Here is a 26,947-nt window from a genome sequence, read left to right on the forward strand (position 1 = left end):
TTTGTTGCAGAGGCGATAAAGAAGATCAGCGGTCATACGCCGCATTCAGCAGGCTGCTATGCCTTCTCATGGGAGCTGTCGATCAAGTCAGCCGAGGGAGGCGCTGAAAACAGATGCGTGGCCAGGGTCGCGGCACCTACCTTGTGCGCGCAGAGAAAAACCGGTGCCAGCCCCTGACAGGAGGTGGCAGATGCTCTACATCGTCAGTTGGTCAATCACTCCGGAACGCCGTAATAGCGCGATCGAACGTTTTCTCAAAACAGGTGGAGCCCCACCTGCAGGCGTCAAGATGCTGGGACGCTGGCATGCCGTAGGACGCATGACCGGTTTTGGTGTGGCAGAGGCCAGTGATGTCACACTGATACAGAAATGGGTGCTCGAATGGAGCGACCTGCTGGCCATGGAGATTCACCCTGCATTGACGGATGAACAGGCGGCTCCGCTGCTGGCAGCGGCGCTTGGCAAGTAACGGTCGGCGCCTGCAAAGACGCACATCATTGATCGTTCCCACGCATGGGAACGATCAATAAGCTGTTGGTCTGCCCCGGAACAAACCGACAACTTGTGGCGAGGGGGCTTGCCCCCGCTCGGCGGCGAAGCCGTCGTAAAACCGGCAGATGCGTTCTCATTGACACAGTACGATCATCGATTTCAGGGCCGCTTCGCGACCCAACGGGGGCAAGCCCCCTCGCCACAGGTATTGCGTTCGGCGCACCTTTTTCTTAAATGGCCGGCGTTAGTCCAGGCGACTGTTCTATTCAACGTATCGAGCGGGGTTTACTTCGCGCCGTAGATGTCGAAGTCGAAGTACTTTTTGTTGATCTTCGCGTACGTGCCGTTGGCGAGAATGGTCGCCAGGGCCTTGTTCAGGTCTTCACGCAGTTCAACGTCACTCTTGCGCACGCCGATGCCGTCACCGACGCCGAAGAAGTCCGGGTTGTCCAGGGTGCCGCCGGCAAACTCGTAATCCTTGCCCACCGGCTTATTCAGAAAACCATAGCTGGCCTGAATCGAGCCCTGCAACGACGCATCGAGGCGCCCGACCACCAGGTCAGCGTAGACCTGATCCTGATTCTGATAAGAAAGAATCTCTACCCCCTGCTTGCCCCAGACGGCTTTCGCAAAAGCCTCCTGGGTCGAGCCCTGCTCCACGCCGATGCGTTTGCCTTTGAGCGACTCAACAGTCGGCTGCAGGTCCGATCCGCGCTTGATCACCAAACGTGCCGGCGCATTCGATACCTTGTCGCTAAACGCAATCTGCTCCTGACGCTTGGGGGTGACAGTCATCGACGACGCGATAGCGTCGAACTTGCGCGCCAGCAGCCCTGGAATCATCCCGTCCCAGCTGCTTTCAACCCAGACGCATTTAGCGTGCAACTCTGCACACAGCGCGTCGGCGATGTCGACGCCAAAACCGGTCAGCGTGCCATCCTGGTTTTTGTATTCCAACGGTGGGTACGTCGGGTCAATACCCAACCTCAACACTTTACCGGACCAGTCGGCCGCACCGGCCAGGCCGGATGCCGTCATGAAGACCAGTGAAACCGCCGCGATCATCTTATTCATTGTTATTGTCCTCCAGGGGTTCGCCGAGTCGGGTTACCGACCGTTTTTTGTATAACCGTGATGTTAAAAAACCGTGCGCCTCAACGCAGAAAACCCTCGGCCAACTTTACCCAATAGCTTGCGCCGATTGGCAGGCAAGCATCATTGAAGTCGTAACCGGGATTGTGCAGCAAACAGCTGCCATCGCCCTGGCCATTGCCGATCACCAGATAGCTGCCGGGGCATTGTTCCAGGATGAACGCGAAATCCTCGCTGGCGGTGAAGGGCCGCAGGTCTTCGATCAGTTGCCCTTCACCCAGCCACTCCCGTGCGACCTGACGGGCGAACGCGGTTTGCTCCGGATCGTTGATCAACACCGGGTGGCAACGGTAATAATCGATCTCGGCCCGCGCGCCAAAACTCGCCGCCTGACCGTTGACCAGATCGGTAATCCTGCGTTCGAGCAACTGGCGAACCTCAGGCGTCAAGGCGCGTACGCTCAGGATCATTTCCGCGGACGCGGGAATCACATTTGAAACGTTCCCGGCATGAATCGAACCGACCGTGATGATTGCCGTTTCCTGCGGATTGACGTTGCGCGAGACGATGCTTTGCAGGGCGATCACGATCGATGCGCAGACCACCACCGGGTCGACCGCCTTGTGCGGCACCGCGCCATGGCCACCGGTGCCGATGATGTTGATCGTGACGGTATCGGCAGAGGCCATGAACGGCCCGCTGTAAAACCCCAACTGCCCGGCGGAATAGCCCGGTATGTTGTGCATGGCAAAAATCGCATCACACGGGAAGCGTTCGAACAGCCCGTCCTCGAGCATCTTCTTCGCACCGCCCAGCCCTTCTTCGGCCGGCTGGAACACCAGATTCAGCGTGCCGTTGAATTCCCGCGTTTGCGCCAGGTATTTGGCCGCCGCGAGCAAGGTTGCGGTATGACCGTCGTGGCCACAGGCGTGCATCACGCCGTCGATCCGGCTGGCATAAGGCAACCCGGTGGCTTCCTGGATCGGCAGCGCATCCATGTCTGCGCGCAGCCCGAGGGATCGGCCCTCGCCATTTTTCAAGGTCCCGACCACGCCGGTCTTACCCACGCCGGTGCTGACGTCATATCCCCACTGCGTCAAACACTGCGCCACCAGCTCACTGGTGCTGAACTCTTCAAAGCCAAGTTCGGGGTGCGCGTGAATACGCTGACGCAGGGTGATCATTTCATCCTGCAGCGCAGCGACTCCTGGCAGGACGTGGCCAGCATTCATGGGTGTGCTCCTCGATAAGAATATTCAGCTGCCGGCGATTCAACCTGGGCGCTGTCGGGTCGATCTTAGGGAATGGGCCGTAGGCTGGGGAGGCGCAGTTTGGTTATGATGACAACCAACAGTTGTCACCACGGTGAGCAGATGAAACTGCATCAATTACAAGCCCTGATTGCCAGCGCCGAGACCGGCAGCATCCGCGCCGCCGCGCGTTCGCTGGACATCTCCCAGGCCGCGGTGACCAAAGCCCTGCGCGAGCTGGAAACCGAACAACAGTTGCCGCTGTTCGTCAGAACCCCCAGCGGCCTGAATTTCACCGAGTTCGGCAAGGTGCTGCTGATGCACGCCCGGCTGGTGCTCAAGCAACTGGAGCATGCGCAGACCGAACTCGATCACCTGCGCGGCAAGGCCCAGGGGCGGCTCTGCGTCGGGGTCACGCCCTGGGTCGCGTTAACCTTCCTGCCCGAAGTGGTCCTGGCTTTTCGGGCACGCATGCCGGAGATTCATCTGGAGTTGTTCGAAAGCCTGATGGCGGTGGCCCAGCCACTGCTGCGTGACGGCAGCATGGATTTCGCCATCGGCCAGCTTAATCCGGCACAAGCGACCGCGGAATTTGCCTGCGAAACCCTGCTCGAATACCAGACGTCGGTGCTGGTTCGCCAAGGTCATCCGCGACAGAACGCCCGGTCGATTCACGAGCTGCTGGACCAGGACTGGACCCTGAACTACGCGCCAGACGGTCACGATGCGCTGATGCAGGAGCTGTTCTGGAGGCACAACGCGCAGATCGATGAGCAACGCATCGTGCGCGCCCATTCACTGGCAATCCTGCAAATGATGCTGGAACGGGCCGACATGTGTACCTGGGGCCCGACCGTCCTCAGCACCGCCTCACCTTTCCTCGGCCGGTTGGTGTCCGTGAACCTGATCGAGCAGTTCGAACCTAGACAGCTGAGCATCGTCACTCGCCGCAACGGTTCGCTGAGCAATCCGGCGCTGTGTTTTACCGATTGCCTGCTACAGGTGATTCGACGCCATGCGCGCTCGGCGAAGAAGGAAGACCGGCAGCTGTTTGAAACGCTGCGGTTGTTGGTGTGAGGTGACGCAGCACCGCGTCACTCAACCGCCATACGTTCCAGGCTGTTGCTCAAATGCAGCAACATGGCCGCTCTGGCCGCGTCGGGGTCCTGCCGGCGAATCGCATTGAAGATCGCTTCGTGCTCCAGACTGGCGGATTGACCCAGCTTCATCAGGTCGGTGTCACCCCGCTCCTGCGCGTTGATCCGCGTGCGCGGTATGACCGAGTTACCGAGGTGATAGATGATGTCGGTGAAGTACGTATTCCCGGTAGCTTCGGCAATCAATCGGTGAAAACGCATGTCGGGCTCAACGCTGCTGTCGTTATTGGCCAACGAGTTCTGATAGTCGTCCAGCGCCTGGCGCATCCGGACAAGCTGATCGTCGGTTCGGCGCTTCGCGGCCAGGGCTGCGGCTTGCGTCTCCAGCCCCATGCGCAGTTCGAGAATCCCCCGCACGCTGATGGCGGTGTCGCTGCTCAGGCGAAACCCCTGATGCGAGTCACGTTCCAGGGCAAACGTTCCCACGCCATGCCGGGTTTCAACCAGACCGGACGCCTGCAACTTGGAAATGGCCTCGCGAACCACGGTGCGACTGACTCCGTGCTCCCGAACAATCGTCGACTCGGAAGGCAGTTTTTCACCCGGTGCGATCTGCCCAAGCAGGATGCGTTGAGTCAGCTCGGCAACAATGTCGTGCGCCAGGCCTGGCGCACGCTTGCGGCCTGAACCGCTGGATTGGTTTTGCATGTGGTCCGACCCGTTCAAAGGAGGCTTCAGAATACTACCGTCATTACACAATCCGCAGCAGCTGGCGAAGCCTGCGTTCGGCTCGGTCCGCGTTCGGGCGCAGCGGTCGTAAATCCTGCCTCCACGGTTAACCTGAAAAAACGTGGTGTCTGATTTTACGACCGCTGCGCGGCCGAACGCCGGCTTCGCCAGCTACTACAGGGGATGTGTGACGGCTTAGGTTAGCGGTATTCGCCCTGGTGCTGATTTTGCGCTTCAACATGTCAGACAACATAGCTGTTTCAGTGGTTTTATTCGACTATCTCGTTTGCATAGCGAGCGAAATGCTTATCTTGAAAAACTGAACCCCGAGTCAAAATCGAGCCTTAACCGCCTAAAACACCTCAATTTCATCCATTTAAATCTTACAAACCAATTTTTTATAGCCATTTGGTCACAAGACTCGTATTGCGACTCAAAAATCTCACTTGTATGATGACTGGCAACTTAAGTCGCAAAACAACGCTGCAGCACCACACCCGCATAACAATAATCAGTGGGAGTCATGAACCGTGAGCAACTCAAGCGCTGCACCTGCCGTCTCGCCGGACGATCCTGTCCTGGCACGCGCCATTTCGAAAGTGAAGAGCCATGTGCTCCCGCTCTTCGTCATCATGTTCATCGTCAATTACATCGACCGCGTCAACATCGGTTTCGTCCGCACCCACATGGAACACGACCTGGGCATCGGTGCCGCGGCTTACGGGCTCGGTGCCGGTTTGTTCTTCATTGGTTATGCGTTGTTCGAAGTGCCCTCCAACATACTGCTGCAAAAAGTCGGGGCGCGTTTCTGGCTGACCCGGATCATGTTCACCTGGGGCATCACCGCCACGCTGATGGCCTTCATCCAGAACGAAACCCACTTCTACATCTTGCGATTTCTGCTGGGTGTGGCCGAAGCCGGGTTCTTCCCTGGCGTCATCTACTACTTCACTCGCTGGTTGCCCGGCGTCGAGCGCGGTAAAGCCATCGCGATCTTCCTCAGCGGCTCGGCATTCGCCTCGCTGATCTCCGGCCCGCTGTCCGGCATGCTGCTGCAAATCAACGGTCTGGGCATGCATGGCTGGCAATGGATGTACATCATTGAAGGCATGGCGTCGGTGTTCCTGTGCTTCTTTGTCTGGTTCTGGCTGGACTCCAAACCGCATGACGCCAAGTGGCTGAGCCGTGAAGAGCAAGATGCTCTGGTGGGCGAAATCGATCGCGAACAACGTGAGCGCGACGCCGCCCACACGGTCAAGCCGACCTTGGGCAAGTTGCTCAAGGACCGTCAGATCATGCTGTTTTGCGCGCTGTACTTCTGCATTCAGCTGACGATCTACGCCGCGACCTTCTGGCTGCCCAGCATCATCAAGAAGATGGGCGACCTCAGCGACATTCAGGTGGGTTTCTACAACTCGATTCCCTGGCTGATTTCGATTGTCGCCATGTATGCCTTCGCTGCACTGTCGGGCAAGTTCAAGTTCCAGCAGGCCTGGGTTGCGGCTGCGCTATTGATCGCCGCCGCGGGCATGTTCCTGTCGACCACAGGCGGGCCGATCTTCGCGTTTATCGCCATCTGCTTTGCGGCGATCGGTTTCAAGTCAGCCTCATCGCTGTTCTGGCCGATTCCCCAGGGCTACCTCGATGCCCGGATCGCTGCCGCAGTCATCGCCCTGATCAACTCCATCGGCAACCTCGGCGGCTTCGTCGCCCCCACCACCTTCGGCTTTCTGGAGCAAACCACCGGCTCCATTCAGGGCGGGCTGTATGGCCTGGCAGGCACCTCGATCATTGCTGCGCTGCTGGTGTTTTTCGCCAAGACCAAACCCACGGTAACGGACACAGCCAACACGGACATTCACCAGCCCGTGCTCGGTAAATCGCACTGATCGGCGCTTGGCTCGAACTGACAAGACAGGAACTGAACATGAACACTGAACACCTGCACCACACCGGCAAAGCCCCGCTGATCACCAGCCTCCAGGTCATCCCGGTTGCCGGCCATGACAGCATGCTGATGAACCTCAGCGGCGCCCACGGCCCGTTCTTCACCCGCAACATCGTCATTCTCAAGGACAACGCCGGCAACGTCGGCGTCGGTGAAGTCCCCGGCGGCGAGCGCATTCGTGAAACGCTGGAAGACGCCCGCAGCCTGGTGGTCGGGCAACCGATCGGCAACTACCAAAGCATCCTCAACGCCATGCGCAGTGCGTTCGCTGCCCGCGATTCGGCCGGCCGTGGCCAGCAAACTTTTGACTTGCGCATCACCATCCATGCGGTGACCGCCATGGAGGCGGCCCTGCTGGATTTGCTCGGTCAGTTCCTCGAAGTCCCGGTGGCGGCCTTGCTCGGTGAAGGCCAGCAACGCGATGCGGTGAAGATGCTCGGCTATCTGTTCTACATTGGCGACCGTCACCAGACCGATCTGGCGTATCGCAGCGAACCCGACGCCGATGACTGGTTCCGCTTGCGCCACGAACAGGCGATGACGCCTGAAGCCGTCGTGCGCCTGGCCGAGGCCACCAAGGCCAAATACGGTTTCAACGACTTCAAGCTCAAAGGCGGTGTGCTGCGCGGCGAGGAAGAAATTGAAGCCGTTACTGCTTTGGCCGAGCGCTTTCCTGATGCACGTATCACTCTTGACCCGAATGGCGCCTGGTCGCTTAAAGAAGCCATCCGTTTGTGCCGCGATCAGCATCATGTTCTCGCTTACGCCGAAGACCCATGCGGTGCAGAAAACGGTTACTCGGGCCGTGAAGTCATGGCTGAGTTCCGCCGCGCCACGGGCTTGAAAACCGCGACCAACATGATCGCCACCGACTGGCGCGAAATGGGCCATGCCATCCAGTTGCAATCGGTAGACATTCCATTGGCCGATCCGCACTTCTGGACCATGCAAGGCTCGGTACGCGTGGCGCAGATGTGTCATGAGTGGGGACTGACCTGGGGTTCTCACTCCAACAACCACTTCGACATTTCACTGGCGATGTTCACCCAGGTCGCGGCGGCTGCACCCGGCGAGATCACCGCAATCGACACCCACTGGATCTGGCAGGACGGGCAACGCCTGACCCAGGAGCCGCTGCAAATCGTCGACGGTCATATCAAGGTTCCAGCCAGGCCCGGCCTGGGCGTCGACATCGATATGGACGCGGTCGCCAAGGCTCACGAACTCTACAAAGGCATGGGCCTCGGCGCGCGCAACGACAGCGTGGCGATGCAGTTCATGATTCCGGGCTGGAAGTTCGATAACAAGAAACCCTGCCTGGTGCGCTGAGTTTCGGCGGCTACGCAACGTGATGCCTTGAAACAAGCGAGGACAGGTTCATTGCCCTGTCCTCGCCTTCTCGCGAATAGATCCATCCCCTCCGCCCCCGCGCCTCCGCGTTTATCGGGATCAGAAACAACCCTGTCAAAAAATTTATCCCGCCGAGAACAGGCCGAAAGATTGACCTCTCTAGGATGAGCGCACGCCTGAAGTTCAGGCAGCATTCGAGGCTAAATAACCTATGACGCGCCCACTTTCGACCAAGGCCAACTACAGCATTGTGTTGGTCAACTATAAATCGCTTGAACTGACCAGGACCTGCCTGGAACTGCTGCGCGAGCATGTGCAAGCAGCTGGCGTGCCGGTGTTTGTGGTGGACAACTATTCGAACGATGCGAGCAGCGAATACCTGCGCACGCTCGACTGGATCAACCTGATCGAACGCAAAAGCAACGCTCCTGAAGCCGGGAGTTTTGCTCATGGCCGGGCCTTGGATCTTGCCCTGGAGCAGGTTGAAACCGAGTACCTGTTTTTGTTGCACACCGACACGTTCATTTACGACCCGGCCGTGTTCAGCCTGATGCTCAGCCTGTGCGCTGGCCCGCAGGAAGTGGCGGCGGTCGGCTGCCTGGAACAGCTAAACCGAGGTGTGGCCCGAACGGCCTGGCGCCTGACTTCACGGTTTTTCAAGCACTACACCCGGCGCAGCTTGCTGGCCCTGGGATTGAATGCTCGGGCACCGAAACCGTTCAGGGAAGTTCACTTGAAAAGCTTCTGCACCCTGTGGAACGTGCACCTGGTTAAAAAACACGGCCTGCACTTTCAAATGGATGGGCGCAATCCCGGTTACGAACTGCAAGATCGAATGGCGGCGCTGAACTACAAGATCAGCTTCATTTCGCCACGCACGATATTCCGTTATCTGGACCATATTCAAAGCGGGACGGTTTCAGCGATGGGCGGATATGCGAATAACCACCGCAGGGTCAAGGTGTACAACCAATTGACCGGACAGCGAGCATTCAAGGCTGATGCATTACAGACAAATGGCTACGTGGGATCGTTCAAGCAAGCACGCTCTCCCGCTATTGTTTGATGCCTGCTTCCAAAAGATCGCAGCCTGCGGCAGCTCCACAGATATCACCCACCACAACGAAGTGATACACCCGCCCCACCACTCAACAGGCCGAGCGTTAGCTCGCCTGCCGCCGTTGATCTTGATCCACCCGCCCCTATCGGGAGGCCGAGTGGAGGCGTTCATCAGGGGGAAGGCGCGCAGCGCCGTTCGACGCAGTCGAACACATCGAGAGGAGGTCGTCGCGAAGCAGACCGTAGGCGATGCCCCCTGATGAATGCCGGAGCGAGGGGACGCCGAGCCTAGGCGAGGTGCCGTACGCTTGGGGCGAAGACCTTTGCTTCCTTTGGGGCGTCTGCCAAAGGGAGTCGCTGTAAGAGCGAAACCGTAAGTGGCCGTTACCGCAGGAATGAATATGTACACCAGCGGGAGATTGGTCGGCTGTCAGGCCGCCATCGCGGACAAGCCCGGCTCCCACAGTAGATTGGTGTACATCCGCAAGAGATAGGTCGGCTACCAGGCCGCCAAGGTCAAGAGATCGCAGCCTACGACACCAGAGGCCATTCAGCCAGCGCCCGATAGCGGCCTTTATGCGACTCGAACAGCACAAAATTCCCAGCACTCAAATGAAAGTCCGGGGGTGTTTCAGACTCCGGAACAGGCTCTCGAAAGTCACGCATCAAGGTCAAATGAGGACGATATTCCCGAGGCGCGTCGGCAAACCCAAGCGGCAGCATCGCCTGCTGCAAGGCATACACCAACTGACGCAACGGCAACGACGTCTGCGTTGGCGCGAGTAACAAAACACCGGCACGACGCCAGGCATCCAACTGGTCGAGAGAGACCGTCAAGCGCTCGCCCGGCGTTCTGACTTGCGCGGCAGCCGCGCAGATATCAGGAATCTGCGTCACCGCCACAGCCCCCAGAAACATCAGCGTCAGATGAAAATTTTCCGCTGGCACCGGACGTCCGCTAGTAAGCCGCAGAGCGCTTCGCCATTGGGCGATCGCTCGACGTTGTGCCGTGGCGCAGGGCAGCGCGAAAAACAATCGCTTGAACGGTTCGCCCTGCTCACGCGGTCCATTGTTCATGCCGTGTACCTCCCGACTGGAGTGCGAGTAACGCTCAGGACTTGCCGCCGAGCGCGGCCGACAATGCGGCATCCCGCCCATAAATATCCGGGGCATACAGCAACTGGCCTTGCCGGTCGGCTTGCACGGTCCAGTAACTGAGCAGGATCGGCACCGGCGTAGCCAGCCTGAATTCGTGGGTCAGCCCCGTTGCCAGCAACTCATTGGTCCGCTGACGCTCAGCCGGACTCAACAACAGATCGCGCAACTGCATTGCCTGCTCGACCCGCACACAGCCTGAACTGAACGCCCGCGGCGCCTTTTGGAAAAGCGCCTGGCTGGGGGTGTCGTGCAGGTACACGGCGAACGGATTGGGGAAGCGGATCGCCATTTGCCCCAGCGGATTCTTCGGCCCCGCGTCCTGGCGCAGGAGGATGTTGCCGGGGTTATCCCAGTCGATCTCGTCCACCGCCAACGGATGGCCGTCACTGTCCAGTACCTGCAGGTTCTGTTTACCGAGGAACGCCTGATCCCGGCGAATTTCCGGCAGCTTGTCTTCACGCATGATGGTCGGCGGCACGGTCCAGGTCGGGTTCAGGGTCAGGCGCGTAACCGACGACTTCAGCAGCGGGGTCTGCCGCTCGGCACGCCCCACCTGAGTGCGCGTCTGCCAGACCGGCGTACCGCCCTGATAGACGGTCAACGTCGCCGCGGCCACATTGACCAGCAGACCATTGGGTTCCAGATCCTGCGCCAGCCAGCGAAAACGCTCGAGGTTGATCCGCAACTGCTCGCGCCGCAGCGCCGGGCTGACGTTCAGCTCGGTCAAGGTGCCCTCCCCCAGCACGCCATCCGCTTGCAGCGAATGGCTCAGCTGGAAGCTTTTCAGCGCGCTCACCAGCTCCTTGTTGTAGACCGTGCCGACACCCGCGGAAACGTTGGCCAGATAGCCTTCACTGAAGAGTCGCGTCGCCAGTTCAGGTACTCGCGCATCCTGTGCGCCGGGTTGCAACAAGGGCCCACTGGCGAGCACCTGCCAATGGGGCAACGGCTGCTGACGCTGTCGGGCATAAACACGGCGCAAGCTCTGGTATTGCTCAAGGCTTGGACGCGCCAGTTGAAAAGCCGTCGCCATGTCTTGCAGACCCGGCCCGGCGATGGCCAGCACCTCGGCGGGTCGGTCGTACGGCACTGCCTGTGCATGCCACAACGGCTCGAAACGCGATTGCCGCAAGCGGCCGTAACGCAGGTCCTGCAGGGCTTGAAGATAACGCTGACTGATGCCGATATCGGCACACACTGCATCCCCTTCGGCAGCACCCGTGGGCAGGCTGTAGCGCTTCGGGTCCAGTCCGTCATCGGCCAACTGCTGCACCTGTGCCTGCAAGGCCGACAAGCGTCCGTTGGCCGTCCAGATCAGGACATAGTCCTGCTGCTGATAAAAAGCCTGCAACAGCGTTTTCGCCGACGCACTCAGGTGCGCGGCCAGGCGCGGGCAATCGACCGGCAATTGAGTGAGCGCCAGTTTCAATGGGCTGTCGTGATCAGCCAGCTCGTTCTGGGCAGTCGCGACCAATGGCGCAGCGAGCAGGAAAAGGCTCAAGTAACATGCGTGCTTTTTGATCAACTGCTTCACTCCACTCCATGGCCGTCAAGTAGACGGTCAACCTCTGCAGCAGGCGCGGCAAGCACCAAGGCCAGCGTATGCACAGGCCTGCCGAGGGAACAACAGGAGGTCGGGAGCCAACAATAACAACAGGACTCTCTGCGCATGCTGACCTTTTTACGCCGACACTGTCTGGCAGCTATGACGCTGGGCGCAATGTGCAGTCCGGCATTCGCCGCCGACACCCACAATCAAGCGTTATATAACAGCCTCGCGCACGCCGCTCCGGAACTCAATCCCCAAGCATTGCAAAGTGCCCTGGACGCCATGCAATGCGCCGTCAACAGTGGCGCGAAGCAGGCCGAGCGCCTGGCCGTGATCGACTATTCGCAACCGTCCACGGCTCGTCGTCTTTGGATCTTCGATCTGCGCAAAAAGTCCCTGGTACTGCGCGATCTGGTCGCTCATGGGCAAAAATCCGGGGAAAATTTCGCCACGCAATTCTCCAATCGCGTCGGCAGCTATCAGTCCAGTCTGGGCCTGTTTCGCACCCAGGAAAGCTATCAGGGCAGCCATGGTTACTCGCTGCGCATGGATGGCCTGGAACCGGGCTTCAATGACCGCGCACGTGATCGCGACATCGTGATTCACGCGGCCGACTACGTGAATCCCTTATGGAATGAACGCCAGGGACGTATCGGTCGCAGCCAGGGTTGCCCGGCAGTGCGCCCGCAAGTGGCGCGCCAGGTGATCGATAAACTCAAGGACGGCCAGTTCATGTTTTCCTGGTATCCCGACCAGCACTGGCTGAAAGCCTCGGCCTACCTCAACTGTCGACCACATCTGGGGACCGACATCCTCACCGCGAATGGCAACTGACGTGTCCGGAGAGAAGGTTGGTGTTGTTGTGGTCAAGCATCACCAAAATTAACGACTACCGATGTAAAGCCCGCTTGATCACTGCCGATAAGCTTACTGTCCTGCTCCATATCATGCCCGCTCGAAATGATGGCAATACGCCAATCGCGTGGTATATTGGAGAATCCTTCGCATTTACAGATCAAGTGCTGTCGTTAATTTTCCAAGAAAATCCGATACGATTTTAGTTTGATTTGCATCACGACAAGGGTGTACACGCGCTGAAGGAGAAGCGCCAGGGTTAGACCGAAAAGCTTCTCCGCTTTCGTGCATTTACATGGTCTAAATCTGGTTTTACCTAGGGAAGTATTGAAGGTGCATCTTTTATCATGAAAACCGTTTACTTGATCAGCAACGTCAATAATGGCGGAAAAACATACCTTGAATACTTGCTGCCAGCGCTAAATGCTCTTCGCGACAAGTACAACTGCATAGTACTCCAGACCAAGACTGTCGGTATCAGCAAGCACGAAGCAGAACAGATCCTCAACAGTCCGGTTGAGGAGGTGGAACTGACGTTTATCGCAATGCTTAGATCGCAAACAGTCATCTCAAATGACGCCTCGATTGGGCGACTGCTGGACGAGTCAAATTTTGGCATTTTTATTGCGCATGGCAATGTCGGCATGCCCATCGACGACAAATACTATTGCTCCGATTGGACATCACATTGGGACGCGATTGTTTCTTCATCCCGATCGCTTTTTGACCTGATTAAAGCAGGTCTACAGCTTTACCGGCATGACAGGCACGCGCTGCGTAAAGTGTTTGAAGGAAGATCATTGCGCTCGGACCTTCGAAAAACAAGTGCAATATCTACACTGCCAGTCAAAATCCCCGAGCCTTTCAGGTTCCCCCCTGACTATCTGCGAACAGCCGATGAGTATGTCGTAGGCCTTCTGCCGACCCAAAAAGGAATATGCCCGAGCGGTGCTACTCTATATGAAAATATGGAGACCATTATCAACTCGGTCAAGTCCACTATTCCTCATGCGACATTTATTTTACGCCCGTACATGACTGACGTTGAAGCGCCGTATGTAAAAGAGTTGTGTGGACTGCTTTCTCAGTACCAATGGATCTCAATTGATGAATCCAAAGAAAGCAGTAAAGAATTCTACCAACGCTGTGACACCCTCATTACCGACGCCTCGAGCGGTGGTGTTTCCTTTATGCTGAACACCTGCAGACTGCCAATCTATTATGTTCCGGCAGCCAGCGAGAGCAACCCTATCGTCAAGGCCTGGCTGAAACAAATGAGTGGTTTGCTGCCAATAGCCAATAGTGGCGACCGCCTTAAAGAAATAGCCATTGAAATCGAATCGCTTACGCCTGATGAGCATTTTCTCAGGTATCAGAAATTCCATGAAGAAGAATACAGCGACCTGCATCACCCGAATGAAGTTTTTCAAGACCTGGTTCAGAAACAGCATGAGTCTGATTTCCGCTACTGTTCGATCGATTCTTTTGGAGAAATCGACAAGAACGAAATCAGCAATCAAGAAAGCATCCTGCAACCATCATGAGTCTCTGCTGATTAACACTTCTAAACTGAAAACAAGCCAGGTCGATATGACAGATGATTGCACCGGGCGGGTAGTATGGATTACAGGTCTTTCGGGTGCTGGCAAATCAACCTTGGCCCATGAATTCGTTGCCGAACTACGAAGCCGTGGCCAGTCGGTTGTCATGTTAGATGGCGATGAATTGCGCGACGTATTTGGCGCTACAGTTGCTAACTCTCAAAACCATGGGCGTGAGGGGCGATTGGCGTTGGCCATGCAATACGCCCACCTGTGCAAAGTGATTGCCGCGCAGGGGCTCACGGTGGTGATTGCAACGATTTCGCTGTTCCGCGAAGTTCATGCCTGGAACCGTACCCACCTGCCTGGTTATTTCGAGGTTTACTTGAAGGTGCCGGTGGAGGAACTCCGCCGCCGGGACCCCAAGGATATATATCGCCGGTTTTATGCGGGCGAGTTGCAGAATGTCGCGGGGCTCGATGTATCGATTGATGAACCGACAGCGGCAGACTGGGTGGTTGAGTTCGAACCTGACCGTCCCCTGCAAACATTGACAGATGATTTACTACATCGTTTTTATAAAAGGAAGTTGGTATGAAAACCGAATGGGATTACACCGCGCTGGCTGATGCTTATTTGAAACGTCCTGATTACGCTGACGCCGCGATCGATGCGATGCTCTCGATTGCTGGTGCCGAGAAAGGCGACAGGTTTTGCGATGTCGGAGCAGGCGTCGCACACCTGACCATGATGCTGGCTGCGCGTGGTCTGGATGTTGTTGCGGTGGAACCTAATGATGCGATGCGCGCGAATGGCATCAAGCGTACCGCAGACCTGGCCAACGTAAGCTGGCATGAAGGGACGGGCGAAGTCACAGGACAAACGTCGCACGCTTTCGACATGGTCACCTTTGGCAGTTCCTTCAATGTCTGCGACCGCCAGCAGGCACTCAAGGAAACCGCGCGCATTCTCAAGCCTCGAGGCTGGTTCGCCTGCATGTGGAATCATCGTCATCTTGATGATCCGATCCAGGCCCGCATCGAAGCCATCATCAAAGAACGGGTACAGGGTTATGGCTACGGTACTCGTCGTGAAGATCAAACTGCCGTGATCGATGCCAGTGCGCTTTTCGGCCCTGTTGTTCATCTTGATGCGCGTGTCATTCACGAACAAAGCATTGAAGAGTGTCTGGAAGCCTGGCGTTCGCACGCGACGCTGGAGCGCCAAGCCGGTGCGAATTTCCATGAGGTGATCAGCGCAATCGATGACTATCTGAAAAGCCTTCAGACGTCCTCGATCCAGATTCCGTACTCGACCAATATCTGGGTTGCTCAGTTGAGATAATGCCGATGGCGCTGCATTTCTCTACCAAGGCTGGCACATTGGCCAGCCTACAAGAGCGGCTCAAGTCGGCTCGCATTGCTCCGCTGTTGTCGTTCACCGTGAGGGACTGGCAAATCGGTGGGCAAGCCTGTTTTCGTGATATCCAGGGACAGCTGGGAGCCGGTCCCTGGATCGTGCGCTCCAGTTGTCTGCGCGAAGATGGCGCGCAAGCTTCCTGTGCAGGGGCCTTTCTCTCGATCCCTGGCGTCAATGAAGCAGGATTGGTATCAGCCGTTGAACAGGTGATCGCAAGTTATGGCGAAGTACACCTGGCAGACGAGGTACTGATTCAACCGATGCTGGGTAACGTGGTTCGTTCCGGCGTTGCCTTTTCCCACGACCCGAATACCTGTGCGCCGTACCGGGTTGTGAACTGGTCGGAAGGCAGTGACACGGCATCAGTCACCGGCGGCATGGGCGGTCGGCTTTGGCAGCAGGCGGCACTTAGCAAAGTGCCGCCGCCACCAGAATTCGCACCCTTGATCGCCTTGCTCGAAGAATTGCTGGCGTTGTTCGATGGCGCGCCGATCGATTGCGAGTTCGCTGTCACACGCGAAGAAGAAGGCGAGGTATTGTGGCTGTTACAGGCCCGACCATTAATTTTGCCATCACGCCCGGAATCCGAAACAACGCAGGCCGCCCGGCTGGAAAGTATTCAGCGCAAGGTGGCGCGAGGCATGCAGCCGCACCCCTTCCTGATTGGCCAGCGTACCGTCTATGGCGTAATGCCGGACTGGAATCCGGCCGAGATTATCGGAATCCGTCCCAAACCGCTGGCGCTCTCGCTGTACCGGGATTTGGTGACCGACTCAATCTGGGCTTACCAGCGCCACAATTACGGCTATCGCAACTTACGCAGTTTCCCGCTGATGCCGCATTTCTTCGGGCTGCCGTACATCGATGTGCGCTTGTCGTTCAACTCCTTCATTCCTGCAGACCTCGATGAGGGACTGGCCGGGCGGCTGGTCGATCACTATATCGATCGACTGCTGGCCGAACCGACGCTGCACGACAAGGTGGAATTCGAGATTGTTTTCTCGTGCTACACATTGGATTTGTCGCAGCGACTGGAGCGCTTGGCCAGTGCCGGTTTCCTGGAGCACGAGCTAGAGGCCATCAGCACCAGTTTGCGCAAGCTGACCAACCGCATCGTTCATCCCAAGGACGGCTTATGGCGCGCCGATGCCAATAAGCTCGACATGCTAAATGCGCGACGCGAAGAATTGCTGGCCTCCAACGCCGACCCGTTGGAGCGGATTTACTGGTTGCTGGAGGATGCAAAACGCTACGGCACCCTGCCCTTCGCCGGCCTGGCCCGCGCAGGCTTCGTCGCGGTGCAGATGCTTAGATCGCTGGTGACGGTGGGCGTGTTCTCGCAGGCTGACTACGATTGCTTCATGGGGGGTGTCTCGACCGTCAGCGGCCAGTTGGCACGTGACCGGGCGACACTGGACAAGGCGACGTTCCTCGCGCGCTACGGACACTTGCGCCCGGGCACCTACGACATCCTTTCGCCTCGTTACGATGAAGCACCGGAACTCTACTTTGACTGGACCCAGCGTCCATCCACCCCAGAGCCAGTACAACCCTTTTCGCTGACCCTTCCACAAATGCGCGAAATCGTGAAGCAGCAGGAGGCACACGGCCTGGAGCCTGATCCGGTTGGCTTGCTGGACTTCATGCAAGCCGGTATCGAACTACGCGAGCTGGCCAAGTTCCACTTCACCCGCAATCTCTCGGATGCCCTGGCACTGATTGCTGAAGTCGGCGCCCAGCATGGCATTGAACGCGAAGAGATGGCCTATTGCGACATCAGCGCCTTGAAGGAGCTGCACGTCGCTGCAGCAGATCCGAAAGATGTGCTTTTGCGCAGTATTGAACAGGGCAAGGCCCGCTACGAAAAGACCCTCAAGATATCGCTGCCGCCGGTGATTACCCGACCGGAGGATGTCTGGTCCTTCGAGTGGCCTGAAACAGCACCCAACTTCATCACCCAGAAGCAGGTAACAGCCCCCGTGGTGCTCAGCGACGACCGGGAAAAGCTCGCCGGGGCGATTGTCTGCATTCCCAATGCGGACCCAGGTTTTGATTGGTTATTTGCCTACCCGATTGCCGGGTTGATAACGGCATGGGGCGGCGCTAACTCGCACATGGCGATTCGTGCCGGTGAGCTCGGCCTGCCAGCGGTCATCGGTGCCGGTGAAGTGCTCTACCGCCGCTGGTCGTCGGCTCAGCGCTTACATCTGGACTGTCCCGGGCGCTGGGTGGAGATGATGGCATGAAGGTCGTTGCCGTCAGCCAGCGCGTGGACGTAATTCCTGAGCGCGGCGAAAACCGTGATGCACTGGATCAGCGTCTGGTCACCTTGCTTCTGGTTGCCGGATTTATACCGGTGCCGGTACCCAACGGGCTGTACCTGCAAACACCCGATGGAGAAGTGATTCACGATGCCCTGGATGACTGGCTGAACGCGGTATCACCACAGGCCATCGTTGTTTCGGGCGGAAATGACATCGGTCAGTGTTCGGCACGCGACCTGACCGAAGGCAGACTGCTTGACCATGCACGATCCCACAACTTGCCAGTACTCGGAATTTGCCGGGGAATGCAGATGATCGCGCACTCGGAAGGCAGCGAACTAAAACCGGTTACAGGTCATGTGCGAACCCGGCATAAGTTGTCGGGACAGATTGTTGCCGAGGTGAACAGTTATCACAGTTTTGCCCTTGCCGACTGCCCGAAAGGGTTTGAGGTCTTGGCGCGAAGTGAAGATGGGCAAATCGAAGCCATTCGACACCTCAGCCTGCCTTGGGAAGGCTGGATGTGGCACCCGGAACGAGAGGCGTTTTTTGCATCGCACGACATTCAACGATTGAAGAAGTTGTTCGGTGAATAAAACCTGTACCCGGCCTGAGAGCTGGTACTTGGCACCCCACTCGCCGAGACGAATTCCATTCGAAAACTCATGAGGTAGAACTGTTGTGAAAGCCATTATTTTGGCTGCCGGACGTGGCAGCCGCATGAAAAGCCTCACGGATGAACGTCCGAAGTGCATGGTCAAGTTGCGTGGCAAGACACTGCTGGAGTGGCAGCTTGTGGCGCTGCGCGCTGCTGGCGTTAGCGAGATAGCCATCGTTACCGGCTACAAACGCGAGCTGTTGGCAGACCAAGGGCTGATCGAGTTCCATAATTCACGCTGGGCGCAAACCAATATGGTGTCGTCATTGGCGTGTGCTGAAGCCTGGTTGCAGGCAGAGCCGTGCATCGTGAGTTATTCCGATATTTTCTACAGCCCGGCAGCGGTCCAGTCGTTGATGACATGCAAGGCTTCCCTGGCTGTCACCTATGACCCGAATTGGCTGGAGCTTTGGACACAGCGTTTTGGCAATCCATTACTGGATGCCGAAACGTTCCGCCTGACACCCGCTGACACTTTGGCTGAAATCGGCAACAAACCAGAATCAGCAGACGATATTCAGGGCCAATACATGGGGCTTTTGCGCTTCACGCCTGAGGGTTGGGCAGAAGTCGTCCGGCTTCGCTCAGCATTAACCCCGGAGCAGTGTGACAAAGTGCATATGACGAACACCCTTCAGCAAGTCATTGATGCGGGTCGGGTCCCGATACACGCCCTTCCTTACACAGGAGAATGGGGAGAGGTCGACTCCTCTGAAGACCTCTCCTTGTATCAATAGAATGAGCCGCAATGCTTGATCTGTCGCGATGACCCGCGGACTCAGCCCTTGGCCGCCATCGCGGTGACTTCCACGCGCATGCCTTCGACTGCCAGGGCGGCTACGCCAACGGCGGCGCGCACCGGCCAGGGCTTGGCAAAAAAGCGCTGATAAACCTCGTTGAAGGCGGCGCGATCAGCCATGTCGGTGAGGTAGATGGTCAAATGCATGACCCGGTCCATGGAACTGCCAGCCCGTTCCAACGCGACCTTGAGTGCCTGCAACGTGCACTCGCTCTGCTCGGTGATGCCGCCCAGCTCCAGGCTACCGTCAGCGCGGGTGGGGATCTGGGTCGAGACCAGCAGGCCGCCGAAACCGACAACATCGGAGGAGATGGATTCCGGGTCCGGGTCGGGGATAAAGGTCAGGTCTTGGTTTGCCATGAGAGGATCTCTTGCTTGAAGTGCTAAAGGGGTGATCGTGTAAGCCGCGGCCAGTTTACAACCCCATCGTGTGGGAGCAATCAATGCACGCAACCCTGTCTTCTCGGCGACGACTTCGACGCCCAGGCGGGCTCTCGGGCACTGTTGCCTAAAGCTTGTAGGTCACATACCGACCTCGCCCGGTTTTTTTGGCTTGATACATGACGCGGTCTGCGGCCAGCAGAAGCATATCCGCAGAGCTTTCCCCGTTCCCCAGTGCAATGCCAATCGAAACACCCACGATGCAGACCGTACCGGAAATAAAAAACGGCGCTCCCAGTGCTTCAATACATTTAGTCGCGACGGTGCTCACGATCTCTTCGGCATCGTCCCCAAGGTCACTCAGCAGAACAACAAACTCATCACCCCCGATGCGCGCCAAGGTATCGGTCTCCCGGACAACCCGGCGAAAGCGCCTCGCCACTTGCCGCAGCACCTCGTCACCCGCCTCGTGGCCAAGGGTGTCATTGATATGCTTGAAGCCATCGAGGTCCATGAACAACAGGCCCACACTCGTCTCTTTGCGTTGTGCCAGAGCCAGCACGTGACGAAGCTGGCCCGAGAGATGATGCCTATTGGGCAAACCCGTCAACATATCGTGATGAGCAATTTTTTTAAGCTGGGCCTGTTTGTCATCCAGCTTGATCAACAAACGATTGAAGGCCGAGATCAAGTGACCGACTTCATCATTGCGAGTGACTGGCAAGGGAGCCAGTGGTCGTTCATCACGCGTCATGCGGTCAGCCTGCGCGGCGGCACGAAACAGATGACGAAAGACAAAGTACAGGCCAATGGACGAGAACACGGCGAAAATCAAAATGGATATAAACGCCCCCCTGATCAAAAAATGCTGTGTTCGATCGACAGTTGCAAAAGCCTCACTGCTGGGCAAACGGGCAACGACGAACCAGCCGGTACTTGGAACCGACGCCATTGCTGAGACCTCCTCGCCCCCTTCGGCGTTGAGCGTTACCCCCGCACCGCGAAATCCGGCCATGGCCCGATCATGCAGCGCATTGGCGCCGGGAGGCGGCGTTGGCTTGAGCGTCATATCAAGCGCCGAGGATTCGACAAACAATCGACTTTCCGGGAAAACCAGCTGGAATCCGCCCGTCGTCTCCCCCATGCGGCTCTGGAGCAAGGAATCCAGAAACCCTGGCGCTGCGAGTGCCGTGACGCCCACGAGAACGGCTTGAACCCTGCCGTGTTCATCCCTGATGGGCACGGACATCGGCAGCAGCGGTTTTTGGGTTGTTTGATCCACCGCAGGACGCCCGACAAATGAACGTCCTGCCCATCCGGCTTGAATGTCATCACGCTCTGCGTAAGGGGTATTGAGTGGCGGTGTCAGGTCGGGATAGCTTGCGAGTAAATCCCCATTGGCGTTCACGATGTACACATCTGTCGAGAACAACGTCTGGTAGGCGTAATGCTCTTTCAGCCAGGCACGCAGTCGCTCGGGTTGCTTGAGGAAATCAACAGGAATGGAGGTGGCAAGGAGCTCAAGCAAACGCTGACGCTGAATGATTTTGTCGTCGATGTCGCGAGCGACATAGGTCGCCAACGCTAATTGCTGGCCTTCCACGACCGCGCTCAAATCCTCACGCAGAAAGTCGGTTAGCACGTAATAACGCACGACCGCCCCAAACACGACAATGCACAGCGCCAATCCCAACAGCCGAGTGACGACACTGTTGAAGATTCGGGTGAAATTCAAGGGCATATGAGAGTTATTCGGCATGGCCGGAGTGTAGCCGAGGGCGTAGCGCTTTTGGGTGTTTTCCCTTCACGGCGCGGCCAATCCATCGTCAGGTATCCAGGTTCGAGCACAGGCTACTGCTCGGGAGCGACCACCCGAAACTTGATGTTGATCTCGTTGGAGACAACCCCGTAATCGGCCCATTCGCCCTCACCGATCTTGAAGTCGCCGCGTTTGAGAATGAACTCGCCATCGAATACGCCGATGGCGCTCTCAGGCTTCAAGGTGATTTGTGCGCCGACCTCGCGGGTAATGCCCTTGAGCGTGAGCTGGCCAGAGACCTCGTAGCGATTGTTGCCGAGCGCCTTCACGCTGCTCGATACAAACTTCGCCTCTGGATAAGCCGCCGTGTTGAACCAGGCGGGCTTTTTCAACTCGCTGTTGGCATCGCTGTTCCCGGCATCGATGCTGTCAAGCTGGATGGTCAATGTGGCGTGGGCCGCCGAGGGGTTCGCCGAGTTGAAATCGAGGGTGGCCTCGAATTTGCCGAACGTGCCATACACCCTCGCCCCCATCTGGTTATAGGTGAAGCTGATCTGGCTCGCGCGTGCATTTACTTTCTTGTATTCGACGGCCTGGGCGCCCGCCGTGGTACCGAATACAAGGGCTGCAGCCAGGATGACAGAACGTGGAAATCGGTGGGTCATGGGATTATCCGGTCAGTGGCCTGCTTCATGGCTTGAGATGCCGAGGGTCAGGCTGGCGCTTTGACGGCAGTATGCGCGTCAGCACGTTGTCGCGATCAATGAAGTGGTGCTTGAGCGCCGCGCATGTATGAATGATCACCAGCACCAGCAATGTGTAGTTGAGGACTTTGTGCACATCGATGAGACGATCGCCGAGCGCGTCGTCCTTGGGCAGCAGATCCGGCAGCGGCAAGACACCAAACCATGACGTCTGGAAGCCTTTTGCCGAACTCATCAGCCAGCCGCTGAGCGGAATCGCCAGCATCAGTGCGTACATCACCCCATGCGAAAGGTGGGACGCGAGCCGCATCACGGGCGACACGGTCGTCGGCAAGGGCGGAACAGGATGGCCCAGGCGCCAGCCGAGCCGTAGCAGCACCAGAAAAAACAAGGTCACCCCGGCCCACTTGTGCCATGAATACAGCTTCAGTTTGGTCGGCGAGAACGCAAGTTCAGGCATGTAGTAGCCGAGCGCGAAGGTGCCGATCAGCCCGAGGGCTATCAGCCAGTGCAGGCAAATCGCCGTGCGGGTGTAACGATCGTTCATGAGCGCTCCGTGTCGACTGACGACGTGACCGGGTGAAAACCTCACTGCCTGACTGCCGGTACATTGTTGATCCGGACCGGTACTTGCGCAAATGCTTTGACGGCAAGCTTGCCTGCGCAATCGCCTTTTGCCTCGCAGAACCCCTGGCGCCACAATTGTGGTTAAAATGCCGCCCCTTTCATATTGCCGGCCCTGCCCGATGAACCCTGACGCCCTCACCATCCTCCGCCAGCATTTACTGACGGCTCTGACAACTGTCCCTGAAGAAACCCGCCGCGTGTTCCATGGCCGGGGCCGATGCTGGCCGGGGTTGGAACAACTGACCGTCGACTGGATGCAGGGCGTGGTGCTGGTCTCGCTGTTCAAGGAGCCTGACCCGGCGCAGCTGGAGGCATTGAAGCAGTTGCTGATGGGGATCGCGCAGTCGCCTGAGTGGGAGAAATCCGGCGCGCATACGTTGCTGCTGCAACACCGCTACCTGCCCCAAAGCACCACCGAATGGTTGCTGGGGGAAATGGTCGAGGAATGGACGATCACCGAGGGCGGCCTGCGTTATCGTATCGACCTGGGCAAAAAACAGAACAGCGGCCTGTTTCTCGACATGCGCTACGGCCGCAATTGGGTGCGCGCCAATGCCCAGGGCAAACGCGTCTTGAACCTGTTCGCCTACACCTGCGGGTTTTCGGTGGCCGCCATCGAGGGTGGCGCGGAGCATGTGGTCAACCTGGACATGTCCCGCGGCGCCCTGAGCCGCGGACGCGACAATCACCGGCTGAATGGGCACGACCTGAGCAAGGTCAGCTTTCTCGGCCATGACCTGTTCAAGTCCTGGGGCAAGGTCATCAACAGCGGCCCTTACGACCTGGTGATCGTCGATCCACCATCGTTCCAGAAAGGCAGCTTTCTGCTGACCAAGGACTACCAGCGCGTGTTACGCCGCCTGCCGGAACTGCTCACCAGCGATGGTGTGGTACTGGCCTGCATGAACGACCCGGCCTTCGGCCCGGACTTTCTCATCGACGGCGTGACCCGCGAAGCCCCGAGCCTGCACTTCGAACAACGCCTGGAAAACCCACCGGAATTTCCAGATATCGATGCTGAAAGCGGCTTGAAGGCGCTGGTGTTCAGACAGGCTGATTAGCCGCCTACCCAAGCCGCTCCTGCACAAAAGCCTTGGCTTTGGCCGTCATCTGGTCGAGATGCCGGTCGCGCTGTTTTTCGGCATCGAGCATCGCCCGCTTCCCGTGTCGTTGCAGCAGATACGTATGGATCTGCCGCACTTCTGTCGAGCGGTAGATCGGCGCAGTATCCAGTACCCCCATCAAACCGCCCGTGCTGTGATCACGCGTATTCATCAGCACCTGCGGCCCGCGCGCGCCCAGCACCTGAAAGCCCATCGCTTCGAAACAGGCAACCTTGCCGACCGCACACGCCAGCTCGGCATGCGGGTAGCGGCCGAGCATTTCCTGGACCATCGCCCGTGCGACGCCCTGATGTCGATGACTGGCTTGCACCGCCATATAGGCCACGCCGCACGCCTCAGGATCATCCTTGACCGGCAGATACAGCAAAAAGCCGATGACCTTCGAAGGATCTTCATCATCCATCGCGACGATCAATTCGACAGCGATCCCTTTAGACCCGTCGAGCGCTTGCAGATAGAGATGAACCTCGTAGCCGATCGCATATTGATAGACGTTGAACAGGAGGTTGCTCGGCGCAATCGCCACCGTGCTGATATCGGTCAGATAGTCGACGACCATCTGCAGAATCTGGTCATTGATAGGTTCGGAGCACGGGGTTTCAAAGTGGGTGATCGTGAACATCGAACTCATGCCTCCTTCGCCTTCACTGCCGCCAGCCACTCAGGATTCAACTGATTCTGCTCAGTGTCGATCCCCAGCGCCTCCATGCTTGTCTTGTGCTGATCGATCTCGTGGGTCATTTGGCTGAGGCTGCTGGTGTTGCCGTCCAGTTGGTGCATTTGCGTCAGCCCCAAGTGATAAAAGCGCAGCAGCTTGATTGCGCTCGGGTTACCGGCCTGCACCGCATCGGTGACCTTATGCATGACGTTGGTGACGCTCATCAGGCTACGTTTGAGTTGCCACCCATACACCGCCGCCGCCATCCACGGCTGCGACCAGCCTTTGGTTTTCATCAGCGCCGCGCTAACGATGACAGCGGCAATGACGCCGCCCAGGTTGAAACGGAAGTTGTCGCCGCCGGGTTCGCCGAATAGCATGACGGCCAAGCCGGACAGCGTCATCGCCAGCAGAATGAAGGTCACGGCGATGATCACGGTACTGCGGCGCGTCTGCTGTCGATAGGATTCTGGGTTCCACGGCTTGATCTCGAACATCACGGCTGGGCTCTTTTGCTAAGTTGAAGACAGGATGCGCGGCATTATCGCCCGTAGAGCCCGCTACAGACACACTTAATCAACAGGACGCCTCACCATGCGCGCGCTACTGACGAAGTTTGGCCGTTTACTGGATCAGGGTTTCAGCAAGGAAATCTTCGACAATCTCAGAAATCTGTTGATGTGCGCCCTGCTGCTGGCAGCCGGCACCGACGCACTTCACAACGTTTCGCCGCTGTTTCTCGGTCTGTTTGGCTACTGGATCGCGGGCTGGGGCCTGATCGGATTGGCGGCGCTGCTGATGCTGCTGAACATGTGCGATGGCCTGCGCAAACTTGCCAAAACCCGCTACCACCTGAGCCTGCAAATAGTGCTTTGCCTGATCTATGTAGTGATGGCGTTCAGGGTTGTCGAGATTGTCTGGAACTTCAGGGCGACCTGAATCAACAGGAATGCAACAGCTCCCGTAAACACGCTGCATCAATTATTTATACTCAAATACCAACTTAATAATATTTTACCGATACCGGGGTGATCCCTAGTCTTGAGCCCAAGAAATGGCAGGTCGTAACCGACCCTAATCCAACTTCGAAGGGCATAGAGATGACCATTGAAACAATAAAAACAGACACGCTGATTGTCGGCGCGGGTCAGGCGGGTGTGGCCATGAGCGAGCACCTGAGCAAACTCGGCGTGCCGCACCTGGTGCTGGAGCGCAATCGTATCGCCGAGCGCTGGCGCACCGGACGCTGGGATTCGTTGGTGGCCAATGGTCCGGTCTGGCACGACCGCTTTCCCGGCCTTGAATTCGACGATCTCAGCCCGGACGGCTTTGCCCCGAAAGAGCGGGTAGCCGACTACTTCGAAGCCTATGCCAAGAAATTCAACGCGCCCATCCGCACCGGTGTGGAGGTGAAGAAGGTTGAACGCAATGTCGGTCGACCGGGCTTCACCATTGAAACCTCTGAAGGGGTGATCGAGGCCAACCGTGTGGTGGCCGCCACCGGGCCGTTCCAGCGTCCGGTCATCCCGCCGATCGCGCCGCAAGATCAGCCGTTCCTGCAGATCCACTCGGCCGACTACCGCAATCCAGCGCAACTGCCCGAGGGTGCTGTGCTGGTCGTCGGCGCCGGGTCATCGGGGGTGCAGATCGCCGATGAATTGCAGCGTGCTGGCAAGCAGGTGTACCTCTCGGTCGGCGCGCACGACCGCCCTCCTCGCGCCTATCGCAACCGGGATTTCTGCTGGTGGCTGGGCGTGCTCGGCGAATGGGATCAAGCGGCCATGAAGCCCGGTCGCGAACACGTCACCATCGCCGTGAGCGGTGCACATGGCGGCCGTACGGTGGACTTCCGCGGGCTGGCCCATCGCGGCATGACGCTTGTCGGCCTGACCCACTCGTTCAATGGCGCCGTGGCGACCTTCCAGCCCAATCTTGCCGACAACCTGGCACGCGGCGATGAAAACTATCTGGCGCTGCTCAATGCCGCTGACGCCTACATCGAGCGCAATGGCCTGGACCTGCCGGAAGAACCTGAAGCCCGCATTACCTTCGCGGATCCTGCGTGCGTGACCCATCCGATTCTCGAGCTCGACCTGGCCAAGGCCGGCGTGACCTCGATCATCTGGGCCACCGGGTTTGCCACCGACTACAGCTGGCTGAAGGTCGACGCCTTCGACGACAACGGTAAACCGCAGCATCAGCGTGGCGTGTCGAGCGAGCCGGGTGTGTATTTCCTGGGGCTGCCGTGGCAGTCGCGTCGCGGCTCGTCGTTCATCTGGGGTGTTTGGCACGACGCCAAATACGTGGCGGATCACATCGCCATTCAGCGTTCGTACCTCGACTACCGCGATGCCGGGCAGCGTCAGGCTGAAGCCGCCCCGGCCGTCCATAAAACACCTGTCAGTGCTTGATATCCGCACCGGCGCTTGCACAG

At 58.0% G+C, this 26,947-nt stretch carries 26 protein-coding genes; 15 read left to right on the top strand and 11 right to left on the bottom strand.

Annotated features, from left to right (window positions below):
* The first annotated feature begins 190 nt into the window (after window positions 1-190).
* Window positions 191-469 (top strand): DUF3303 domain-containing protein, encoded by a 279-nt coding sequence (locus AC3WK5_RS15770; RefSeq protein WP_103316019.1) that lies wholly within the window; start codon window positions 191-193, stop codon window positions 467-469.
* Between the two features lie 308 nt (window positions 470-777).
* Here the strand turns inward: AC3WK5_RS15770 and AC3WK5_RS15775 are convergent, their stop codons facing one another.
* Window positions 778-1,566 carry an ABC transporter substrate-binding protein gene (locus AC3WK5_RS15775; protein ID WP_103316020.1) on the bottom strand — a complete coding sequence of 263 codons (789 nt, stop codon included), beginning with the start codon at window positions 1,564-1,566 and terminating at the stop codon, window positions 778-780.
* Window positions 1,567-1,646: 80 nt separating this feature from the next.
* Window positions 1,647-2,816 carry a M20 aminoacylase family protein gene (locus AC3WK5_RS15780; protein ID WP_103316021.1) on the bottom strand — a complete coding sequence of 390 codons (1,170 nt, stop codon included), beginning with the start codon at window positions 2,814-2,816 and terminating at the stop codon, window positions 1,647-1,649.
* Between the two features lie 105 nt (window positions 2,817-2,921).
* Between AC3WK5_RS15780 and AC3WK5_RS15785 the strand changes: the two genes are divergently transcribed.
* Entirely contained in the window at window positions 2,922-3,911 is a 990-nt protein-coding gene (locus AC3WK5_RS15785; protein WP_177474808.1) for a LysR substrate-binding domain-containing protein, read from the top strand.
* Between the two features lie 17 nt (window positions 3,912-3,928).
* Here AC3WK5_RS15785 and AC3WK5_RS15790 read toward each other — a convergent pair whose 3' ends face one another.
* Entirely contained in the window at window positions 3,929-4,639 is a 711-nt protein-coding gene (locus tag AC3WK5_RS15790; RefSeq protein ID WP_103316022.1) for a FadR/GntR family transcriptional regulator, read from the bottom strand.
* Window positions 4,640-5,190: 551 nt separating this feature from the next.
* Here AC3WK5_RS15790 and AC3WK5_RS15795 point away from each other — a divergent pair.
* The 3 genes from AC3WK5_RS15795 (at window position 5,191) to AC3WK5_RS15805 (ending at window position 9,024) form a co-directional block, all read left to right on the top strand.
* Window positions 5,191-6,549: an MFS transporter gene (locus AC3WK5_RS15795; RefSeq protein WP_103316023.1), complete on the top strand. Its 1,359-nt coding sequence runs from the start codon at window positions 5,191-5,193 to the stop codon at window positions 6,547-6,549.
* Between the two features lie 38 nt (window positions 6,550-6,587).
* Window positions 6,588-7,937: a glucarate dehydratase gene (gudD, locus tag AC3WK5_RS15800; protein ID WP_103316024.1), complete on the top strand. Its 1,350-nt coding sequence runs from the start codon at window positions 6,588-6,590 to the stop codon at window positions 7,935-7,937.
* A gap of 232 nt (window positions 7,938-8,169) precedes the next feature.
* Complete coding sequence (locus tag AC3WK5_RS15805; RefSeq protein ID WP_103316025.1) at window positions 8,170-9,024, top strand: glycosyltransferase; 855 nt, start codon at window positions 8,170-8,172, stop codon at window positions 9,022-9,024.
* A gap of 524 nt (window positions 9,025-9,548) precedes the next feature.
* On the opposite strand, the gene thpR is transcribed toward AC3WK5_RS15805, so the two are convergent.
* Together thpR and AC3WK5_RS15815 are read right to left on the bottom strand one after the other, a co-directional pair.
* The gene (gene thpR / locus AC3WK5_RS15810) at window positions 9,549-10,094 is read right to left on the bottom strand and encodes an RNA 2',3'-cyclic phosphodiesterase (RefSeq protein WP_103316026.1); all 546 of its coding nucleotides are present in this window, start codon (window positions 10,092-10,094) and stop codon (window positions 9,549-9,551) included.
* 34 nt (window positions 10,095-10,128) lie between these two features.
* Window positions 10,129-11,700, bottom strand: a complete 1,572-nt coding sequence (locus tag AC3WK5_RS15815; protein ID WP_103316073.1) for a L,D-transpeptidase family protein — start codon at window positions 11,698-11,700, stop codon at window positions 10,129-10,131.
* 144 nt (window positions 11,701-11,844) lie between these two features.
* Between AC3WK5_RS15815 and AC3WK5_RS15820 the strand changes: the two genes are divergently transcribed.
* The 7 genes from AC3WK5_RS15820 (at window position 11,845) to AC3WK5_RS15850 (ending at window position 19,198) form a co-directional block, all read left to right on the top strand.
* Window positions 11,845-12,558 (top strand): murein L,D-transpeptidase catalytic domain family protein, encoded by a 714-nt coding sequence (locus AC3WK5_RS15820; protein ID WP_103316027.1) that lies wholly within the window; start codon window positions 11,845-11,847, stop codon window positions 12,556-12,558.
* A gap of 368 nt (window positions 12,559-12,926) precedes the next feature.
* Entirely contained in the window at window positions 12,927-14,123 is a 1,197-nt protein-coding gene (locus AC3WK5_RS15825) for a hypothetical protein (protein WP_103316028.1), read from the top strand.
* On the top strand, window positions 14,029-14,718 hold the full coding sequence (locus AC3WK5_RS15830) for an adenylyl-sulfate kinase (protein WP_256585164.1): 690 nt from the start codon (window positions 14,029-14,031) through the stop codon (window positions 14,716-14,718). The genes AC3WK5_RS15825 and AC3WK5_RS15830 overlap by 95 nt, the downstream gene beginning before the upstream one ends.
* Window positions 14,715-15,464 carry a class I SAM-dependent methyltransferase gene (locus AC3WK5_RS15835; protein ID WP_103316030.1) on the top strand — a complete coding sequence of 250 codons (750 nt, stop codon included), beginning with the start codon at window positions 14,715-14,717 and terminating at the stop codon, window positions 15,462-15,464. The genes AC3WK5_RS15830 and AC3WK5_RS15835 overlap by 4 nt, the downstream gene beginning before the upstream one ends.
* A gap of 5 nt (window positions 15,465-15,469) precedes the next feature.
* On the top strand, window positions 15,470-17,785 hold the full coding sequence (locus AC3WK5_RS15840) for a PEP-utilizing enzyme (RefSeq protein WP_103316074.1): 2,316 nt from the start codon (window positions 15,470-15,472) through the stop codon (window positions 17,783-17,785).
* The gene (locus AC3WK5_RS15845; RefSeq protein WP_103316031.1) at window positions 17,782-18,399 is read left to right on the top strand and encodes a gamma-glutamyl-gamma-aminobutyrate hydrolase family protein; all 618 of its coding nucleotides are present in this window, start codon (window positions 17,782-17,784) and stop codon (window positions 18,397-18,399) included. Before AC3WK5_RS15840 ends, AC3WK5_RS15845 begins: the two co-directional genes overlap by 4 nt.
* Before the next feature lie 85 nt (window positions 18,400-18,484).
* Entirely contained in the window at window positions 18,485-19,198 is a 714-nt protein-coding gene (locus tag AC3WK5_RS15850; RefSeq protein WP_103316032.1) for a phosphocholine cytidylyltransferase family protein, read from the top strand.
* A gap of 41 nt (window positions 19,199-19,239) precedes the next feature.
* Here the strand turns inward: AC3WK5_RS15850 and AC3WK5_RS15855 are convergent, their stop codons facing one another.
* The 4 genes from AC3WK5_RS15855 to AC3WK5_RS15870 form a co-directional block, all read right to left on the bottom strand.
* On the bottom strand, window positions 19,240-19,620 hold the full coding sequence (locus tag AC3WK5_RS15855) for a RidA family protein (protein ID WP_103316033.1): 381 nt from the start codon (window positions 19,618-19,620) through the stop codon (window positions 19,240-19,242).
* A 148-nt stretch (window positions 19,621-19,768) separates the two neighbouring features.
* Window positions 19,769-21,382 carry a sensor domain-containing diguanylate cyclase gene (locus tag AC3WK5_RS15860; RefSeq protein WP_256585165.1) on the bottom strand — a complete coding sequence of 538 codons (1,614 nt, stop codon included), beginning with the start codon at window positions 21,380-21,382 and terminating at the stop codon, window positions 19,769-19,771.
* Window positions 21,383-21,492: 110 nt separating this feature from the next.
* Window positions 21,493-22,065: a YceI family protein gene (locus AC3WK5_RS15865; RefSeq protein WP_054598085.1), complete on the bottom strand. Its 573-nt coding sequence runs from the start codon at window positions 22,063-22,065 to the stop codon at window positions 21,493-21,495.
* A 25-nt stretch (window positions 22,066-22,090) separates the two neighbouring features.
* The gene (locus AC3WK5_RS15870; RefSeq protein ID WP_103316035.1) at window positions 22,091-22,651 is read right to left on the bottom strand and encodes a cytochrome b; all 561 of its coding nucleotides are present in this window, start codon (window positions 22,649-22,651) and stop codon (window positions 22,091-22,093) included.
* A gap of 199 nt (window positions 22,652-22,850) precedes the next feature.
* Between AC3WK5_RS15870 and AC3WK5_RS15875 the strand changes: the two genes are divergently transcribed.
* Window positions 22,851-23,792, top strand: coding sequence for a class I SAM-dependent methyltransferase (locus tag AC3WK5_RS15875; RefSeq protein ID WP_103316036.1), 942 nt, complete (start codon window positions 22,851-22,853; stop codon window positions 23,790-23,792).
* A 4-nt stretch (window positions 23,793-23,796) separates the two neighbouring features.
* On the opposite strand, the gene AC3WK5_RS15880 is transcribed toward AC3WK5_RS15875, so the two are convergent.
* The gene (locus tag AC3WK5_RS15880; RefSeq protein WP_103316075.1) at window positions 23,797-24,477 is read right to left on the bottom strand and encodes a GNAT family N-acetyltransferase; all 681 of its coding nucleotides are present in this window, start codon (window positions 24,475-24,477) and stop codon (window positions 23,797-23,799) included.
* Window positions 24,478-24,482: 5 nt separating this feature from the next.
* On the bottom strand, window positions 24,483-25,010 hold the full coding sequence (locus tag AC3WK5_RS15885; RefSeq protein WP_103316037.1) for a DUF3087 domain-containing protein: 528 nt from the start codon (window positions 25,008-25,010) through the stop codon (window positions 24,483-24,485).
* Window positions 25,011-25,107: 97 nt separating this feature from the next.
* Here AC3WK5_RS15885 and AC3WK5_RS15890 point away from each other — a divergent pair, with 97 nt between their 5' ends.
* Together AC3WK5_RS15890 and AC3WK5_RS15895 are read left to right on the top strand one after the other, a co-directional pair.
* Window positions 25,108-25,452, top strand: a complete 345-nt coding sequence (locus AC3WK5_RS15890) for a hypothetical protein (RefSeq protein ID WP_103316038.1) — start codon at window positions 25,108-25,110, stop codon at window positions 25,450-25,452.
* 161 nt (window positions 25,453-25,613) lie between these two features.
* Entirely contained in the window at window positions 25,614-26,924 is a 1,311-nt protein-coding gene (locus AC3WK5_RS15895) for a flavin-containing monooxygenase (RefSeq protein WP_103316039.1), read from the top strand.
* The last annotated feature ends 23 nt before the right edge of the window (window positions 26,925-26,947 follow it).

Source organism: Pseudomonas sp. FW306-02-D09B, from assembly GCF_058782685.1.